This is a genomic window from Acidovorax sp. FHTAMBA, assembly GCF_038958875.1.
In the GTDB taxonomy this organism is placed as follows: Bacteria; Pseudomonadota; Gammaproteobacteria; order Burkholderiales; family Burkholderiaceae_C; genus Acidovorax.
The window spans coordinates 1,074,424-1,089,645 of sequence record NZ_CP152407.1 but is presented as its reverse complement, the minus strand read 5'-3'; the positions used below and the strand labels follow the sequence as shown (position 1 = coordinate 1,089,645).

The 15,222-nt window shown below is 66.0% G+C and carries 13 protein-coding genes; all 13 read right to left on the bottom strand.

Features of this window, described 5'->3' with window-relative positions; translation table 11 throughout:
- Nucleotides 1-39: 39 nt before the first annotated feature.
- A complete protein-coding gene (gene murF, locus AAFF19_RS05060; protein WP_182118129.1) occupies nucleotides 40-1,518 on the bottom strand; it encodes a UDP-N-acetylmuramoyl-tripeptide--D-alanyl-D-alanine ligase in 1,479 nt (492 codons plus the stop codon).
- Nucleotides 1,515-3,020 carry a UDP-N-acetylmuramoyl-L-alanyl-D-glutamate--2,6-diaminopimelate ligase gene (locus AAFF19_RS05055; protein WP_342721407.1) on the bottom strand — a complete coding sequence of 502 codons (1,506 nt, stop codon included), beginning with the start codon at nucleotides 3,018-3,020 and terminating at the stop codon, nucleotides 1,515-1,517. Before AAFF19_RS05055 ends, murF begins: the two co-directional genes overlap by 4 nt.
- A complete protein-coding gene (locus AAFF19_RS05050; RefSeq protein WP_008903731.1) occupies nucleotides 3,017-4,762 on the bottom strand; it encodes a penicillin-binding protein 2 in 1,746 nt (581 codons plus the stop codon). Before AAFF19_RS05050 ends, AAFF19_RS05055 begins: the two co-directional genes overlap by 4 nt.
- Nucleotides 4,759-5,085 (bottom strand): cell division protein FtsL, encoded by a 327-nt coding sequence (gene ftsL / locus AAFF19_RS05045; protein ID WP_342721406.1) that lies wholly within the window; start codon nucleotides 5,083-5,085, stop codon nucleotides 4,759-4,761. The genes AAFF19_RS05050 and ftsL overlap by 4 nt, the downstream gene beginning before the upstream one ends.
- 1 nt (nucleotide 5,086) lies before the next feature.
- On the bottom strand, nucleotides 5,087-6,013 hold the full coding sequence (gene rsmH / locus AAFF19_RS05040; RefSeq protein ID WP_342721405.1) for a 16S rRNA (cytosine(1402)-N(4))-methyltransferase RsmH: 927 nt from the start codon (nucleotides 6,011-6,013) through the stop codon (nucleotides 5,087-5,089).
- Nucleotides 6,014-6,021: 8 nt separating this feature from the next.
- Entirely contained in the window at nucleotides 6,022-6,450 is a 429-nt protein-coding gene (gene mraZ, locus AAFF19_RS05035; RefSeq protein WP_008903734.1) for a division/cell wall cluster transcriptional repressor MraZ, read from the bottom strand.
- 252 nt (nucleotides 6,451-6,702) lie between these two features.
- Entirely contained in the window at nucleotides 6,703-8,028 is a 1,326-nt protein-coding gene (hslU, locus tag AAFF19_RS05030) for an ATP-dependent protease ATPase subunit HslU (protein ID WP_342721404.1), read from the bottom strand.
- A gap of 101 nt (nucleotides 8,029-8,129) precedes the next feature.
- Nucleotides 8,130-8,696 carry an ATP-dependent protease subunit HslV gene (gene hslV / locus AAFF19_RS05025; protein ID WP_008903736.1) on the bottom strand — a complete coding sequence of 189 codons (567 nt, stop codon included), beginning with the start codon at nucleotides 8,694-8,696 and terminating at the stop codon, nucleotides 8,130-8,132.
- Nucleotides 8,697-8,899: 203 nt separating this feature from the next.
- Nucleotides 8,900-10,642, bottom strand: coding sequence for an STAS domain-containing protein (locus AAFF19_RS05020; protein WP_342721403.1), 1,743 nt, complete (start codon nucleotides 10,640-10,642; stop codon nucleotides 8,900-8,902).
- A gap of 47 nt (nucleotides 10,643-10,689) precedes the next feature.
- Nucleotides 10,690-11,508, bottom strand: a complete 819-nt coding sequence (gene dksA / locus AAFF19_RS05015; protein WP_008903738.1) for an RNA polymerase-binding protein DksA — start codon at nucleotides 11,506-11,508, stop codon at nucleotides 10,690-10,692.
- Between the two features lie 181 nt (nucleotides 11,509-11,689).
- Nucleotides 11,690-12,751 carry a GTP-binding protein gene (locus tag AAFF19_RS05010; RefSeq protein WP_342721402.1) on the bottom strand — a complete coding sequence of 354 codons (1,062 nt, stop codon included), beginning with the start codon at nucleotides 12,749-12,751 and terminating at the stop codon, nucleotides 11,690-11,692.
- A 124-nt stretch (nucleotides 12,752-12,875) separates the two neighbouring features.
- A complete protein-coding gene (locus tag AAFF19_RS05005; RefSeq protein ID WP_342721401.1) occupies nucleotides 12,876-14,111 on the bottom strand; it encodes a class I SAM-dependent methyltransferase in 1,236 nt (411 codons plus the stop codon).
- A gap of 123 nt (nucleotides 14,112-14,234) precedes the next feature.
- On the bottom strand, nucleotides 14,235-15,203 hold the full coding sequence (locus AAFF19_RS05000) for a tyrosine recombinase XerC (RefSeq protein WP_342721400.1): 969 nt from the start codon (nucleotides 15,201-15,203) through the stop codon (nucleotides 14,235-14,237).
- Nucleotides 15,204-15,222: the final 19 nt, after the last annotated feature.

The following is a 15,222-nucleotide window of genomic DNA, read 5'->3' as shown; positions in this document are numbered from 1 at the left end:
CCGGCCTGCCCGGCCCGTGGGTTGACCACGCGGATGGTTTCAGTGCGTTGCGCCATGGTGTCCCTCCGGTGTGCTGCGGGTGCGCTCTTGTTGTTGTTCATGCGGCTGCGTGGCCACGGTGGCCGCCATCGCTGCAATGGCTTCCACCACCTGTTCCATCTTCATGAATCTCGATCCCTTGACCAGCACACTGCCCACGGTGGGCAACGCGTCGCGCACGGCCGCCAGCAGCGCGGCCATGTCGTTGAAATGCCGGGCTCCCTCGCAAGCCGCTGCGGCGTGCACCGACTGCGCGCCCAACGCCAACAGCAACGGGATGCCCGCAGCCCGGGCATGGGCACCGGCCTCGGCGTGAAACTGCGGCCCCTGCTCGCCCACCTCGCCCATGTCGCCCAGCACCAGCAGCTGCGGGCCGGGCAGCTCGGCCAGCACGTCGATGGCGGCGCGCATGGAATCGGGGTTGGCGTTGTAGGTGTCGTCCACCACCGTGATCTCGCGGCCCGCCAGCGTCACGCTGAAGGCGCGCGAGCGGCCCTTGACCGGTGTGAAATCCCGCAGCCCCTGGGCAATGGCGGCAACGGGTGCGCCCGCTGCCAGCGTGCACGCCGTAGCCGCCAGCGCGTTGGTCACGTTGTGGCGGCCCGCGATGTGCAGGCGGGTGGTGATCTCGCCGCGTGGCGTGGCGAGGGTGACCGCCCAGGCGCCACGCTCCCAGGTGGCTCGCGCACAGCGGACGTCGCCGCCATCGCCAAAGGTCACCGTGCGGCGGCCAGGCTGCTCCAGGGCGAGTGATTGCCAGAGGCTTGTGTAGGTATCGCCAGCGGGAAACACGGCCACGCCATCCGCGGGCAGGCTGGCAAACACCGATCCGTTTTCTCGGGCCACGGCTTGCACGGTGTGCATGAACTCCAGGTGCTCGCGCTGGGCGTTGTTGACCAGGGCCACCGTGGGCTGCGCCATGGCGGCAAGCTGGGCAATCTCGCCGGGGTGGTTCATGCCCATTTCGATCACGGCGGCGGTGTGGCGGGCCCGCAGGCGCAGCAGCATCAACGGCACGCCGATGTCGTTGTTGAAGTTGCCCTGCGTGGCAAAGGCACCCTCACCCTTCCAGGCGCGCAGGATGGAGGCAATCATCTGCGTCACCGTGGTCTTGCCGTTGCTGCCGGTGACGCCGATCAGCGGCAGCGCAAACTGCGCGCGCCACGCGGCTCCCAATGCGCCCAGCGCGGCCAGGCTGTCGGGCACCTCGATGCCTGGAAGGCCCGCGGCGTCGAGGCCACCATGCGCGATGGCAGCAGCGGCGCCACCGGCGCGGGCATCCGCCAGAAAGGCGTTGGCGTCAAAGCGCTCGCCCTTGAGTGCCACAAACAGGTCGCCCGCCTGCAGCGTGCGTGTGTCGGTGTGCACGCGCAGGAGCGGCGTGGCGCCATCGCCCACCAGGCGGGCGGCGGGCATGCGTGGCTGCAGCAGCGCATACGCCTGCTGCAGGGTCACCATGCTCCCGGGGGTCGCGGTCATGTACGGGCTCCTCGGGCCTGCAGCGCAGCTTGCGCGTGGGCCATGTCGGAGAACGGCAGGCGCACACCGGCCGTCTCCTGGGTGTCTTCGTGGCCCTTGCCGGCAATCAGCACCACATCGGCGAACGCGGCCTCGGCAATGGCCTGGGCGATGGCAGCCGCACGGTCGGGCTCGGCCCGCACGGTGGCGCCAGCGATGGTGCCTTGCAGGATCTGGTGCAGGATGGCCGCCGGGTCTTCGCTGCGCGGGTTGTCGCTGGTCACCACCACCTGGTCGGCATGGTGCTGCGCCACGGCGCCCATCAGCGGGCGCTTGCCCGCGTCGCGGTCGCCACCGCAGCCAAACACGCACCAGAGCCGGCCGCCCCGCTGCTGCGCAATCGGGCGCAGGGCTTGCAGGGCCTTGTCCAGCGCGTCGGGCGTGTGGGCATAGTCCACGGCCACCAGGGGCTGGCCCGGGTGGTTGATCTGCTCCATGCGGCCGGGCACAGGTGAAAGCTGGGCACAGGCGAACAGCGCGTGCTGCAGCGGAACACCCAGCGCACGCAACGCCGCTACCACGCCCAGCAGGTTGGAGACGTTGTACTGCCCGATCACGCGCGTCTGCAGCACATGCGTGTGCACGCCCTCGGCCACGGTAAAGCGCAGGCCACCATCGCCCATGCCGATATCGCGCGCCGCCAGGCGGGCCGGGCCGGTGGCGGAAACGCTCCACAGGTCCAGCGGCCGGCCGGCCAGCGCGGTGTGCAGCTCTGCGCCCTGCGGGTCATCGATGTTGACCACCGCCGCCTGCAGACCGGGCCAGTCAAAGAGCACGCTCTTGGCCTGCCAGTAGGCGACCATGCTGGGGTGGTAGTCCAGATGGTCCTGGGTGAAGTTGGTGAACAGGGCCACGCGAATGCGCGTGCCCACCAGCCGATGCTCGGCCAGACCAATGGACGAAGCCTCGATGGCGCAGGCCGTGCGGCCCGCATCGGTGAATTGCTGGAACGCGCGCTGCAGCCGCACCGGGTCGGGGGTGGTCATGCCGGTGCTGGTGAGCGCGGGCGGCGTTCCAATGCCCAAAGTGCCCACCAGCGCGCACCCACCTTGCGCAAACAGCTCATTTTTCGATAGCGTATTGAGGGCCTCGGCGAGCCACCAGCTGGTCGTGGTCTTGCCGTTGGTGCCCGTCACGGCCAACACATCCAGGTGCTGGGTGGGCTGGCCGAACCATTCGGCTGCCACCAGCCCGGTAGCCGCCTTGAGCCCGTGCAGCGCAGCCACAGGCAGTCCTTGCAGCGCAAAAGCCTCGGCACCCTCGTGCTCCACCAGGCAGGCCACGGCCCCACGCGCCAGCGCATCCCCGATGTGCGCACGGCCGTCGGTTGCGGCGCCGGGCCAGGCGATGAAACCGTCGCCCGGCCGGATCTGGCGGCTGTCCGTCTGCAGCGTGCCCGTGACCCGCTCGCGCAGCCAGCTGACAGCTTCGCTCACCGAACCGAGCAGGGCAAGCGCCGTCATAGCGACTCCTCCACCACATCGGCCACGATCTGCGGCGTGACCGCCATGTCCGGCTGCACGCCCATCATGCGCAGCGTCTGCTGCACCACTTCGCTGAACACCGGTGCCGCCACGGCACCGCCGTAGAACACGCCATTGCTGGGCTCATCGATCATCACGGCCACGATGATGCGGGGCTTGTCGATGGGTGCCATGCCGGTGAACCACGCGCGGTACTTGCCCGACGCGTAGTTCTTGCCCACCTGCTTGCGCGCCGTGCCCGACTTGCCGCCCACCGAGTAGCCCACGGTCTGCGCCTTCTGGCCGGTGCCACCAGGGCCTGCGGCCATCTGCAGCATCTTGCGCACCTGGTCGGCCGTGCGTTCGGAGAACACCGGCACGCCCAGGGCGGGGACGTCGGTCTTGAGCATGGTGGCGGGAATCACCCGCCCGCCGTTGGCAAACACGGTGTAGGACCGCGCCATCTGGAACAGGCTGGCCGAGAGGCCATAGCCATAGGACATGGTGGCCTGCTCGACCGGACGCCAGGTCTTGTACGGCCGCAGGCGCCCCGTCACCACGCCGGGGAAGTGCAGTTGCGGCTTCTGCCCGAAGCCCGCGGCCGAAAACGTCTCCCACATCTCACGCGCCGGCATCTGCATGGCCAGCTTGGTGGTGCCCACGTTGCTCGACTTCTGGATCACGCCCTCCACCGTGAGCACGCCATGGTTGCGCGTGTCGGAGATGGTGGAGCCGGTAATGTTGATGCGGCCCGGCGTGGTGTCCACAACGGTGTCGGGGCGCACGCGGCCCGTTTCGAGCGCCAGGCCAATGGTGAACGGCTTCATGGTGGAGCCAGGCTCGAAGACGTCGGTGAGCGCGCGGTTGCGCAGCTGCTCACCCGAGAGGTTCTTGCGCTTGTCGGGCACGTAGCTGGGGTAGTTGGCCAGCGCCAGCAGCTCGCCCGTGTGGGCATCCAGCACCACCACGCTGCCGGCCTTGGCCTTGTGCGCGGCCACCTGGTCGCGCAGCTTCTGGTAGGCAAAGAACTGCACCTTGCTGTCGATGGACAGCTGCATGTCCTTGCCATCGACCGGGGGCACGGTTTCGCCCACGCTTTCCACCACGCGGCCCAGGCGGTCCTTGATCACGCGGCGCGAACCGGGCTTGCCCGCCAGCTCCTTGTCGAACGCCAGCTCCATGCCCTCCTGGCCATGGTCTTCCACGTTGGTAAAGCCCACCACGTGCGCGGCGGCCTCGCCCTCGGGGTACTGGCGCTTGTATTCCTTGCGCTGGTAAATGCCCTTGATGTCGAGCCTGGCGATCTGCTGGCCCACGTCCCAGTCGAGCTGGCGCTTGATCCAGACAAAGGTCTTGTCCTCGTCAGCCAGCTTTTTCATCAGCTCGGCCTGGGGCATGTCGAGCAGTTTGGCCAGCTGCCTTAGCTTGGCGCGTACCTCGGGTTTGTCCTGCTCCACGTCTTCAGGGATGGCCCAGATGCTGGCCGCGGGCACGCTGGAGGCAAGGATCAGCCCGTTGCGGTCCAGGATCTTGCCGCGGTTGGCCGGCAGCTCCAGCGTGCGGGCAAACCGCACCTCGCCCTGGCGCTGAAAGAAGGCGTTGCCAAACACCTGCACATAGGCGGCACGCCCCGCCAAGCCCAGAAAACCCAGCGCAATCATGGCCACGATGAACTTGCTGCGCCAGACGGGCGTCTTGCTTGCCAGCAGCGGGCTTGCGGTGTAGACCACGCTGCGGCTCATGGCTGTTCCCCCTCGGGCCGGGACGGCGTGGCACCCGCAGCAGCAGCAGCAGCTACGCCTTGCGGGTCAGACACATACTGCGTGATGGCCGGTGTGGCGGTGCGCATGTTCAGCTGGGCGCGGGCGATCTTCTCCACCCGCAGCGGCGTGGCCTGCGCGCGCTTGTCCACCTGCAGACGCTGGTGCTCCGTCTCCAGGCGGCGGGCCTCGGCCACAGCGCGGTCCAGCTCGGTGAACAGGCGGCGCGATTCGTACTGGGTGTGCACGAGGTAGATCGCGCTGGCCAGCACGGCAAGCAGCAGGACGACATTCAACCGGGTCATGTCAGACGACCGCCGTGCGTTCGGCCACGCGCATGATGGCGCTGCGTGAGCGGGGATTGGCCTCGACCTCGGCCACGCTGGGCTTGATGCGGTCCAGCGCGACGAGCTTCATGGCCTGGGGCGCGGCAAACGGTGCGCGGCGGTCATACACCTCCTTGGAGTGCTTGGCGATGAACTGCTTGACGATGCGGTCTTCAAGCGAGTGAAAGCTGATGACCACCAGCCGCCCGCCCGGCTGCAGCACCGAGAGGCTGGCCTCTAGTGCCTGTTGCAGCTCTTCAAGCTCGGCGTTGATGAAAATCCGAAGAGCTTGAAATGTGCGCGTTGCAGGGTTCTGGCCCGCTTCGCGGGTTTTGACCGCGCCAGCCACGAGGTCGGCCAGTTCTGCGGTGGTTGCAAGAGGACCCCGTTCTTCGCGCCGAGCAACAATCGCCTTTGCAATGGGGCCAGCAAACCGTTCTTCACCGTAGTCACGTATCACCTCCGCAATCTGACCGACTTCGGCCGTGGCCAACCAATCGGCCACGCTGGTCCCGCGCGTAGTGTCCATGCGCATGTCCAGCGGGCCGTCAAAACGGAAACTGAAGCCCCGTTCGGGGCTGTCGATCTGGGGTGAGCTCACGCCCAGATCCATCAGCACGCCGGCGGCACTCGCAGGCGGCAGGTCGGCCAGATGGCTAAAACCTTCGTGCCGGATGGAAAAACGCGCATCGGTGATGCGCGTTGCTTCAGCGATGGCTTCGGGGTCCTTGTCGAAGGCCACAAGGCGCCCTTGTGGTCCGAGCCTGAGCAGAATCAGGCGCGAATGCCCGCCACGCCCGAAGGTCGCGTCCACCCAGGTGCCCGCAGGCTCCGGGCCTGCGCCACCCAGGAGGGCATCGACGGCCTCGTTGAGCAAGACGGTGGTGTGTTGCATGGGGGATGTCACTGCGCGCCTCAGAAGGAGAAGTCCTTGAAGACATCCGGCATCTCGCCCTGCATGGCCTTGGCCTCCTGCTCGTCGTAGGTGGCCTTGTCCCAGAGTTCAAAATGGTTACCCATGCCCAGCAGCATGGTGTCCTTGGAGATACCGGCCGCTTCGCGCAGCTCGGGCGACACCAGCACTCGGCCGGTGGCGTCCATGTCCACATCCATGGCGTTGCCCAGAAAGATGCGCTTCCACCACTGGGCGGACATGGGCAGCTGGGCAATGCGCTCACGAAACTTTTCCCACTCGGGGCGGGGGAACACCATCAGGCAACCGTGGGGGTGTTTGGTGATGGTGAGCTGGCCAGACGCCGTCGCCGCCAGGACGTCACGATGCCGGGTCGGCACGGAGAGCCGACCCTTCGCATCGAGACTCAGCGACGAGGCACCTTGAAACACGGATGGATTCCCAGTTCGGTTCTGCGCCCCCGGGTCCGCAAAACGGACTCCCAAGGCACTTTTCACCACTTAATTGCACTTTTTTGCACTGTAGCAGGAAAAGCACACCGAACAAGGGGGTGTCCAACAAACTTTTGCAATGAAATCAACGACTTAGCCGTGACTTTGCAGACACTCTGGCGACAAAAGTCGTTCAAAAAGAAGCACTTACAGAGGCCTATGAAAGTGACCTCTCAAGGCTTGGCCGACTCGTCACAGGATGTAGCGCGACAGGTCCTCGTCCTGGCTCAGGGTCTGCAGGCGGGCATCGACATAGGCGGCGTCGATGGTGATGGACTGGCCCGACAGGCGCGTGGCGTCAAAACTCACCTCATCCAGCAAGCGCTCCATGACGGTAGACAGGCGGCGTGCCCCGATGTTTTCCGTGCGTTCGTTCACCTCAAACGCAATGTGCGCCAGGCGCGTGATGCCCTCCGGCGCAAATTCGAGCATGACGCCTTCGGTGGCGAGCAGCGCCTGGTACTGCTTGACCAACGACGCATGCGTCTGCGTGAGGATGGCCTCGAAATCCTTCACGGACAGCGACTCCAGCTCCACACGGATCGGAAAACGTCCCTGCAGCTCCGGAATCAAATCGCTGGGCTTGGACAGGTGGAACGCCCCCGAGGCGATGAACAGGATGTGGTCCGTCTTGATCATTCCGTACTTGGTGGACACCGTGGTGCCTTCCACCAGGGGCAGCAGGTCGCGCTGCACGCCCTGGCGCGACACGTCGGCGCCGCTCGTTTCCTGGCGTGCGGCCACCTTGTCGATCTCGTCGATGAAGACGATGCCGTTCTGCTCGGCGTTCTGCACGGCGCGCGTCTTGATGTCTTCCTCGTTGACGAGCTTGGCCGCCTCTTCGTCGGTGATGAGCTTCAAGGCCTCGGCGATCTTGAGCTTGCGGGTCTTGCGCTTGTCCTGCCCCATCTGGCTGAACATGCCCCGCAACTGCTCAGCCATCTCCTCCATGCCCTGCGGGCCCATGATCTCCAGCTGCGGGCGGGCCTCGGCCACGTCGATCTCGATTTCCTTGTCGTCCAGCAAGCCTTCGCGCAGCTTCTTGCGAAACACCTGCCGGGCCGTGTTGTCGGCCATCGGCTCGCTGCCAGCGGCGGCGCGGGCGGGCGGGATCAGCACGTCCAGAATACGCTCCTCAGCCGCGTCTTCGGCACGGGTGCGCACCTTCTTCATTTCAGACTCGCGCGTCTGCTTGACGGCGATCTCGGCCAGATCGCGGATGATGGAATCCACGTCCTTGCCCACGTAGCCCACCTCGGTGAACTTGGTGGCTTCCACCTTGATGAAGGGTGCATCGGCCAGGCGGGCCAAGCGGCGCGCGATCTCGGTCTTGCCCACGCCCGTGGGGCCGATCATCAGGATGTTCTTGGGCGTGATCTCGTGGCGCAGGCTGCCTTCGACCTGCTGGCGGCGCCAGCGGTTGCGCAGCGCAATGGCCACGGCGCGCTTGGCACTGGCCTGACCCACGATGTGGTGGTCGAGTTCGGAGACGATCTCCTGGGGGGTCATGGAGGACATGGGTGAGCCTGCCTTAAAAATCTATGTCAAATCAGCCCCTGACGCTTTATGGATAAGCGCCAACAGCTATTAAATTGTGAGTATCCAATCCACCGCCGCTGTTACAGCGTCTCGATGGTGTGGTGCATGTTGGTGTAGATGCACAGCTCGCCCGCAATTTCGAGCGACTTCTTGACGATGTCCTGCGCCGACAGATCGGTGTGGTTGAGCAGCGCCTTGGCTGCCGAGTGCGCGTACGCACCGCCCGAACCGATCGCCACGATGCCCTGCTCGGGCTCCAGCACGTCGCCGTTGCCGGTGATGATGAGCGAGGCGCTGGCGTCCGCCACGGCCAGCATGGCTTCCAGCCGGCGCAGCACGCGGTCGGTGCGCCAGTCCTTGGTCAGCTCGATGGCGGCACGCGTCAGATGGCCCTGGTGCTTTTCCAGCTTGGCTTCAAAGCGCTCGAACAGCGTGAACGCATCGGCCGTGGCGCCCGCAAAGCCTGCCAGCACCTTGCCGTGGTAAAGCTTGCGCACCTTGCGCGCCGAGCCCTTGACCACGATATTGCCCAGAGTAACCTGGCCATCGCCGCCAATGGCGACCTGGATGCCTTCCGGGGTCTGGCGGCGCACGCTCAGGATGGTGGTGCCGTGGAACACCGGGTGGTTGTCGTTAGATGAGTCCATAACTGCGGCAGTTGAGGGCGCGGGCGGCGCTTTCAAGGCAGAAAGCCGCTGCGTGCTGCCATCCAATCATCCCACTGCAGGCGGTGTGTGAACCCGGCACCGACGCCACCGCGCCCCGCGCCAAGCCTGCCAAACCACTAGTGCGGCGCTTCGCAGGTCCGCGCAGGGGCGAAAGTGCGAAGGGGCAAAGCGACCCGGGCGGGTCAGTTCTTGCGGGGGACCACCCAGGCGTGCTCGTTGATGCCGATCACATTGAAGAAGATCGCCACCAACCGCTGCAGATTGTGGAACTGGATGACGTGGCCCTGGCCCTGTTGCTCTGCGGCCCAGTTGAGCACGGAGCCCGCGGCAGCAAAGTCCACCCGGATGAGCTTGTCGCACGCAATGGTGAGCGGCACGCCCGCCCGCAAAAAGGCCTCAAAAGGCTGCAGCATGGGTGTGGCATCGCCATCAATGTGGCCGCTGAGCTGGGCCACCGGGCCGGTGTCGAGCGGCGCGGGCACACTCACATCGCCCAGGTCCGACGCCATGAAATCACTGTCAGCGGCCAGCGGTGCAGATCCCGAGGACGCGCCCTCATTGTCGGAATACCCGCAGCGCGGGGACATCCACGACGGCGGAGAGACCTCGTACGTCACGCAGTAATCCAGCGCCACAAGCTCGAACTCATCGGCCTTGCCCATCAGGCGAAGCGCCGCCATGCGCAGGCGCCACCATTCCGGACTGGTGGCACGGTCTCCGGACTGGGTGCGGGCCTCCAGCAGCGCATTGAGTTTTTCCACGCCGGAGAACACAAGCTGCCCGTCCCGTTCCGCCCACTGGGTGAACTGGTCTGCCAGCAAAGGGACGGCAGCCTCATCGATGGACGTCAGGCGTGTCCACGACAGGGTCCATGGCGATGCGGCGCGGGCCAACGACGCCTGCAGCGCCGCCACGGAAGACACCGCCACGGCAGCGGGCGCGTTCCAGCTGAAATCCTTGCGCACCGCCGCCACCGGCGCTGCGGCCCCAGCCGCCGCCGGGGCCGCAGGCGCCATGCCCAACTGCTCGGGCATGGAAAACCACAACGGCGCAGAGCGGCTGTACTGCGCGGCAAAGTCGATGGCCAGGGTGTCAAACCGGTCGTGCTGGCCGGTCGCACGGTACAGGTCGAACAGCGTCATCCAGATTTCCAGCTGGTCTTCGGGCGGATCCTGCTGATGCTGGGCCAGAACCTCCAGCAGGCCAGACTCCGCACCCGCATGGTCACCATTGGCAAACCGGATGGCTGCCTCTTCAAGATCGGGTTCGTGCACGAATTCCTCCGGTTCGGATGCGGTCGCTGGCGCAGCCTGCGCAAGGCTGAAAGACGCTTCCGCAGGGCCCGCACCTGCAAGCATCTGCGCATCGGCGCCGCCAAACCGGCCGATGGCCATGCTGTCATCGGCAAACAGCGGCTGGACACCGGCTTTGCTTTCCAGGGGCGCTGGCAGGCTGCCAGGAGCCGTGGGCGCATAGGCGCGCGAATGCGCAGAGTCAGGGCCTTGTGGTTCTACCGCGGCAGGGGCATCGCCCGGCTGGGTGGGCGCCTCGGCGCCTTGCTTGCTCTTCCACCACTGCTGCGACATCTGCGCTTCGATCTCGTCGATCTTCTTGAGCGTGACGGCACGCTCATCGGGCGAGGCCATGCTGCTCTGGAAGAACGAGGGGCGGCCCGCCGCATCTTCCACGCGCTGACCCTGGAGCACCTCGCGCTGGCGCAGCTTGCGCAGCTGATCAAACTCGCGGCGCCGCACGAAGTCGTTGCGGCGCTTGCGCTCGATCATCTCCTTGAGCATCTGCTTGCTGTACTGGCTCTCCCGGTCGTCCTGCAGCGAATCGAGCTCGGTCCAGTTCACCGTCGGGTTTTTCACGAACCGCACCACCTTCGATAGCAGGCCGCCGGGGGTGGATTCTTCCTTGCTCATGGCTCAGGGTACAGAGTGCGCGCGTTGATCGACAGGCCGCTGCCTGCTCAATCCCCAAACATCTTTTGCTTGAGTTCGCGGCGTTGCTGCGCTTCGAGCGACAGCGTGGCGGTGGGGCGTGCGATCAGGCGGCCCACGCCAATGGGCTCGCCGGTTTCGTCGCAATAGCCGTAATCACCGGCGTCGATGCGGGCGATGGATTGCTCGATCTTCTTGAGCAGCTTGCGCTCGCGGTCGCGGGTGCGCAGCTCCAGCGCGTGTTCTTCTTCGATGGTGGCGCGATCGGCCGGGTCGGGCACCACCACGGTGTCTTCGCGAAGGTGTTCGGTGGTTTCACCGGCGCTGTTGTGGATGTCCTGCTTGAGCTCTACGAGCTTGAGGCGGAAAAACGCCAACTGCTTTTCGTTCATGTACTCGCCATCAGGCATGGCCATGACTTCGGCGTCGGTCAGCTCGGCGGCGGACTTGGTTTTCCAGTTGTTCGCCAGCTTGGGGTCTTTTTTGGCAGCCGTGTACGTGGGCTGCGCTTGCGCGGTCGTGGGCATGGTGTGTAGATAACTGGCTTTGGCAGCGGTCGAGGCCACTGTTTGTGCCATGGATGGTACGGTCAATTGGGCCAATCGGGAAGAAGGCCGGGTTGTGCGCACGGGTACCTGCGAACCGGCCTGCAACGCAGGCGCTGGAGCCGGTGCAGACACCGGCGCACTCACTGCGGCTGCGGCCTTGGGCACGGCAGGGGTCTTGGCGGCGGGCTTGGCGGGGGCCTTTGCAACAGCCTTGGGAGCCGGTGCAGCAGCGGCGCCCTTTTTTGCCACGGCAGGGGTCGCCTTGGCGGTCCCCTTGGATTTGCTGGTGTCGGCTTTCACTTCCTGGTCTCCTCGCAATACGGGCAGGCCCCGGCTGCATTGCAGCCAGGGGCGGGTGGCAAGCCTTCGGTGCTTTTACCGGGGCGCGATTGTATCGACCTGGACTGACGCAAACGGAAACGTTGCAGATACAACACAAACCCGGTCAGAAGGCACATGCCCCGGGCAGTGCCAAAGGGCATCACACAAGGCTTTGCTCCAGCCCCTGCAGGAAGATGTCCTTGGGCAGATCGATGCCAATGAAGACCATCTTACTGGTGCGCTGCTCGCCTTCGGCCCACTGCGGCCCCAGGTCGCTGCCCATGAGCTGGTGCACGCCCTGGAAGATCACCTTGCGATCGGTGCCTTTCATGTTCAACACGCCCTTGTAGCGCAGCATGCGCGGGCCGTAGATGTTGACGATGGCGCCCAGGAAGTCTTCAAGCTTGGCGGGGTCGAACGGGCGGTCCGAGCGGTACACAAAGCTCTTCACATCATCATCGTGGTGATGGTGGTGGCCATGGCCGTGCTCATGCTGGTGCGAGGGGTGGCTGCAGTGCTCGCCATGTTCGTGGTCATGGTCGTGGTGGTCATGCCCGCTCCCTTCTTCCTTCAGGAAATCCGGGTCGATATCCAGCTTGGCATTGAGGTTGAAGCCGCGCAGGTCCAGCACCTCCTTGAGCGGCACCTCGCCAAAATGCACGGCCTTGATGGGCGCGCGCGGGTTCATGTGCTTGAGGCGATGGATCAGCGCCTCGGTCTCGTCCTTGGACACCAGGTCGGTCTTGGACAGGAAGATCTGGTCCGCAAACCCCACCTGGCGGCGCGCCTCCTGGCGGTCGTTGAGCTGCTGGGGCGCATGTTTGGCGTCCACCAGCGTGATGATCGAGTCGATCAGGTAGGTTTCGGCGATCTCTTCGTCCATGAAGAAGGTCTGTGCCACGGGGCCCGGGTCGGCCACACCGGTGGTCTCGATGACGATGCGGTCGAAGTCGAGCAGGTTCTTGCGGCGCTTGGCGGCCAGCAGCTGCAGGGTTTCGCGCAGGTCTTCGCGGATGGTGCAGCAGATGCAGCCGTTGCTCATCTGCACGATCTGCTCCTTGGACTCGGTCACGAGGATGTCGTTGTCGATGTTCTCTTCGCCGAACTCGTTCTCAATCACGGCGATCTTCTGGCCGTGGGCTTCGGTGAGCAGGCGCTTGAGCAGCGTGGTCTTGCCCGAGCCCAGGAAGCCGGTGAGGATGGTGACGGGAATCAGTGCCATAGATCTGTCTTTCAAGGGGATCAAATACGTGCGCTGCGGCCGGTGCCGCACAACGCGGTGCCCCTCGCGGGGGCAACTTTTTCAGTGTACCGAGGCTGTCAAGCCCTTGCCGGAGCCGGCGGGTTCACCCTTTGCGCATCACCACCAGCCCCTTGAGGTACTCGCCCTCCGGAAACTCCAGCGTCATCGGGTGGTCGGGCGCGCCGCCCAGGCGCTCCAGGATGTAGCCGTCCACCCCGGCATCCGCGCCGGCCGAGGCCACGATCTTGTGGAACAGGTCGGCACTGATGCCGCCCGAGCAAGAGAAGGTGAACAGCACGCCACCGGGTGACAGCAACTGCAGCGCCAGCCGGTTGATGTCCTTGTACGCCCGGGCTGCACGGTCGGCGTGCGCTGCAGTGGGCGCAAACTTCGGCGGGTCCAGGATGATGGCGTCAAAGCGCTGGCCCTCCTTGAGGAACTGGCGCAGCGACGCATTCACGTCAGCGTCGAGGAACGTGGCCCGGTTCGGATCGAAGCCGTTGAGCGCCACATGGGCGCGGGCGCGCTCCAGGGCCGGGCCCGAGGAATCGATGGACGTCACATGCCCATCGGCCACGGTGCCCGCCGCACGCATGCCGGCCAGCGCCGCCACGCTGAAACCACCGGTGTAGCAAAAGCAGTTGAGCACGTGCTTGAAGCCCAGGCGCTGGGTGTAGCCGGCAAACCGCTTGCGGCTGTCGCGCTGATCCAGATAGAAGCCCGTCTTGTGGCCCTCGGCGATGTTGAGCGTCAGACGCCACTGGTGTTCACGGAGGGTGAGTTCGAGCGGCGGCCCCTCGCCATCGCCTGCCGCCCCCGTGGGCCCGCCGCGCAGCCAGCCGGTGGCGGGCGGGAGGCCTTCGAGGGTGCGCACGCTGGCGTCCGAGCGTTCATACAGCTTGGTCAGACCCGTCTCGCGCAACAGGGCGTCGGCAATCACGTCCTTCCAGCGCTCGGTACCCGCGCTGGTGAACTGAGCCACCAGCGTGTCGCCATAACGGTCCACGATGAGCCCCGGCAGGCCGTCGGATTCACCGTGCACCAGGCGCACGCCGTCGCTTTGTACGTCAAAACGGGCTCTGGCGATGATGGAGCGGGCGCAAGCAGCTATGAAAAACGGAGCATCAATGCGCTGCGCCTCGTCAAAGCTCCACACCCGTGCGCGGATGCGCGAGCTGGGGCTGTACGCAGCCCAGGCGAGAAACTGGCCCTCGTGCGACTCCACGCGCACAGTCTCGCCGCTGTCGCCCCCGCCCTTGGCGATGGCCGATTCAAAGATCCAGGGGTGGCGGCGCAAGAGCGAGCGCTCTTTACCGGGGCGAAGGCGAAGGGTTTTCATGGGCCCGATTGTCGCGCGGCCGCTGCCCCGTCACCTCGCACGCCCCGCGCAAGTGCACCCATGGAGCCGGCTTCGCTGGGCCATCGGGTGGGTGCGTCCCCCTGGGGAAAGCGGCGCAGCCGTTTAAGGGGGCTTACGTTTTGCACGCGGATGCGCCGCGTCATACACCTTGGCCAGGTGCTGAAAATCAAGCCGCGTGTAGACCTGCGTGGTGGTGATGTTGGCGTGGCCCAGCAGCTCCTGCACCGCGCGCAGGTCGCCACTGCTTTGCAGGAGGTGGCTGGCAAACGAGTGGCGCAGCATGTGCGGGTGCACCGGCGTGGTCAGCCCCGCCTGCTGGCTGCGCTGGCGCAGACGCAGCCAGATCGACTGCGCAGTCAGCCGCTTGCCGCGCTGGCCGACGAACAGTGCCGTGTCAAGCCGCGCTGATCCTTCACCGCCGAAGGGGGTGGCTCGCAGCTGCAGCCAGGCCTGCAGCGCTGCGGTGGCCGCGCGGCCCACGGGCACGCTGCGGCGCTTGCTGCCCTTGCCGAACACATGGGCCTCACCCGCTTGCAGATCGACCCAGCCACGGCCCTGGCGCTGGGTGTCGGCGTTGGGGATGGCGTCGAGCCCCGCCAGCTCGCCTACGCGCAGGCCGCAGCCGTAGAGCAGCTCCACCATGGCCGCATCGCGCGCTTCCAGCCAGGGGTCGGCGCCGGTGTTGTCGAATTCTGCAAGCCGCACGGCATCGTCCACGCCCAGCGCCTTGGGCAAGGGCTTGGGCGCCCTGGGGGCGCGCACGTCCTGCACCGGGTTGTGCGGAATCAGCCCCTGCCGGCCCGCCCAGATGAAAAACCCGCGCCAGCCCGAAAGGATGAGCGCAATGCCCCGCCCGCTGCGCCCGCTGCTGTGCATCTGCGCCACGAAGCGGCGGATGTGTGCCGTCTGCAACTGCAGTAGCGGCACGTGCACACCGGCCGCAAACTGCGCCAGCTTTTCAAGGTCCAGGGTGTAGAGCGTGAGCGTGCGTGCGGCCAGCCGCTTTTCGACGCGCACGTGCTCCAGGTAGCGCTGGACATGGGGGTCGAGCGGGGTGGGCGTATCAGGCATTGGGGCCGTGGCTGAGACG

What these genes read in the sequence shown, in the direction of transcription:
- murF (WP_182118129.1), bottom strand. Translation starts at nt 1,518, where the DNA reads ATGACCGCGACCCCCGGGAGCATGGTGACCCTGCAGCAGGCGTATGCG.
- AAFF19_RS05055 (WP_342721407.1), bottom strand. Translation starts at nt 3,020, where the DNA reads ATGACGGCGCTTGCCCTGCTCGGTTCGGTGAGCGAAGCTGTCAGCTGG.
- AAFF19_RS05050 (WP_008903731.1), bottom strand. Translation starts at nt 4,762, where the DNA reads ATGAGCCGCAGCGTGGTCTACACCGCAAGCCCGCTGCTGGCAAGCAAG.
- ftsL (WP_342721406.1), bottom strand. Translation starts at nt 5,085, where the DNA reads ATGACCCGGTTGAATGTCGTCCTGCTGCTTGCCGTGCTGGCCAGCGCG.
- hslU (WP_342721404.1), bottom strand. Translation starts at nt 8,028, where the DNA reads ATGTCCTCCATGACCCCCCAGGAGATCGTCTCCGAACTCGACCACCAC.
- hslV (WP_008903736.1), bottom strand. Translation starts at nt 8,696, where the DNA reads ATGGACTCATCTAACGACAACCACCCGGTGTTCCACGGCACCACCATC.
- AAFF19_RS05020 (WP_342721403.1), bottom strand. Translation starts at nt 10,642, where the DNA reads ATGAGCAAGGAAGAATCCACCCCCGGCGGCCTGCTATCGAAGGTGGTG.
- AAFF19_RS05010 (WP_342721402.1), bottom strand. Translation starts at nt 12,751, where the DNA reads ATGGCACTGATTCCCGTCACCATCCTCACCGGCTTCCTGGGCTCGGGC.
- AAFF19_RS05005 (WP_342721401.1), bottom strand. Translation starts at nt 14,111, where the DNA reads ATGAAAACCCTTCGCCTTCGCCCCGGTAAAGAGCGCTCGCTCTTGCGC.
- AAFF19_RS05000 (WP_342721400.1), bottom strand. Translation starts at nt 15,203, where the DNA reads ATGCCTGATACGCCCACCCCGCTCGACCCCCATGTCCAGCGCTACCTG.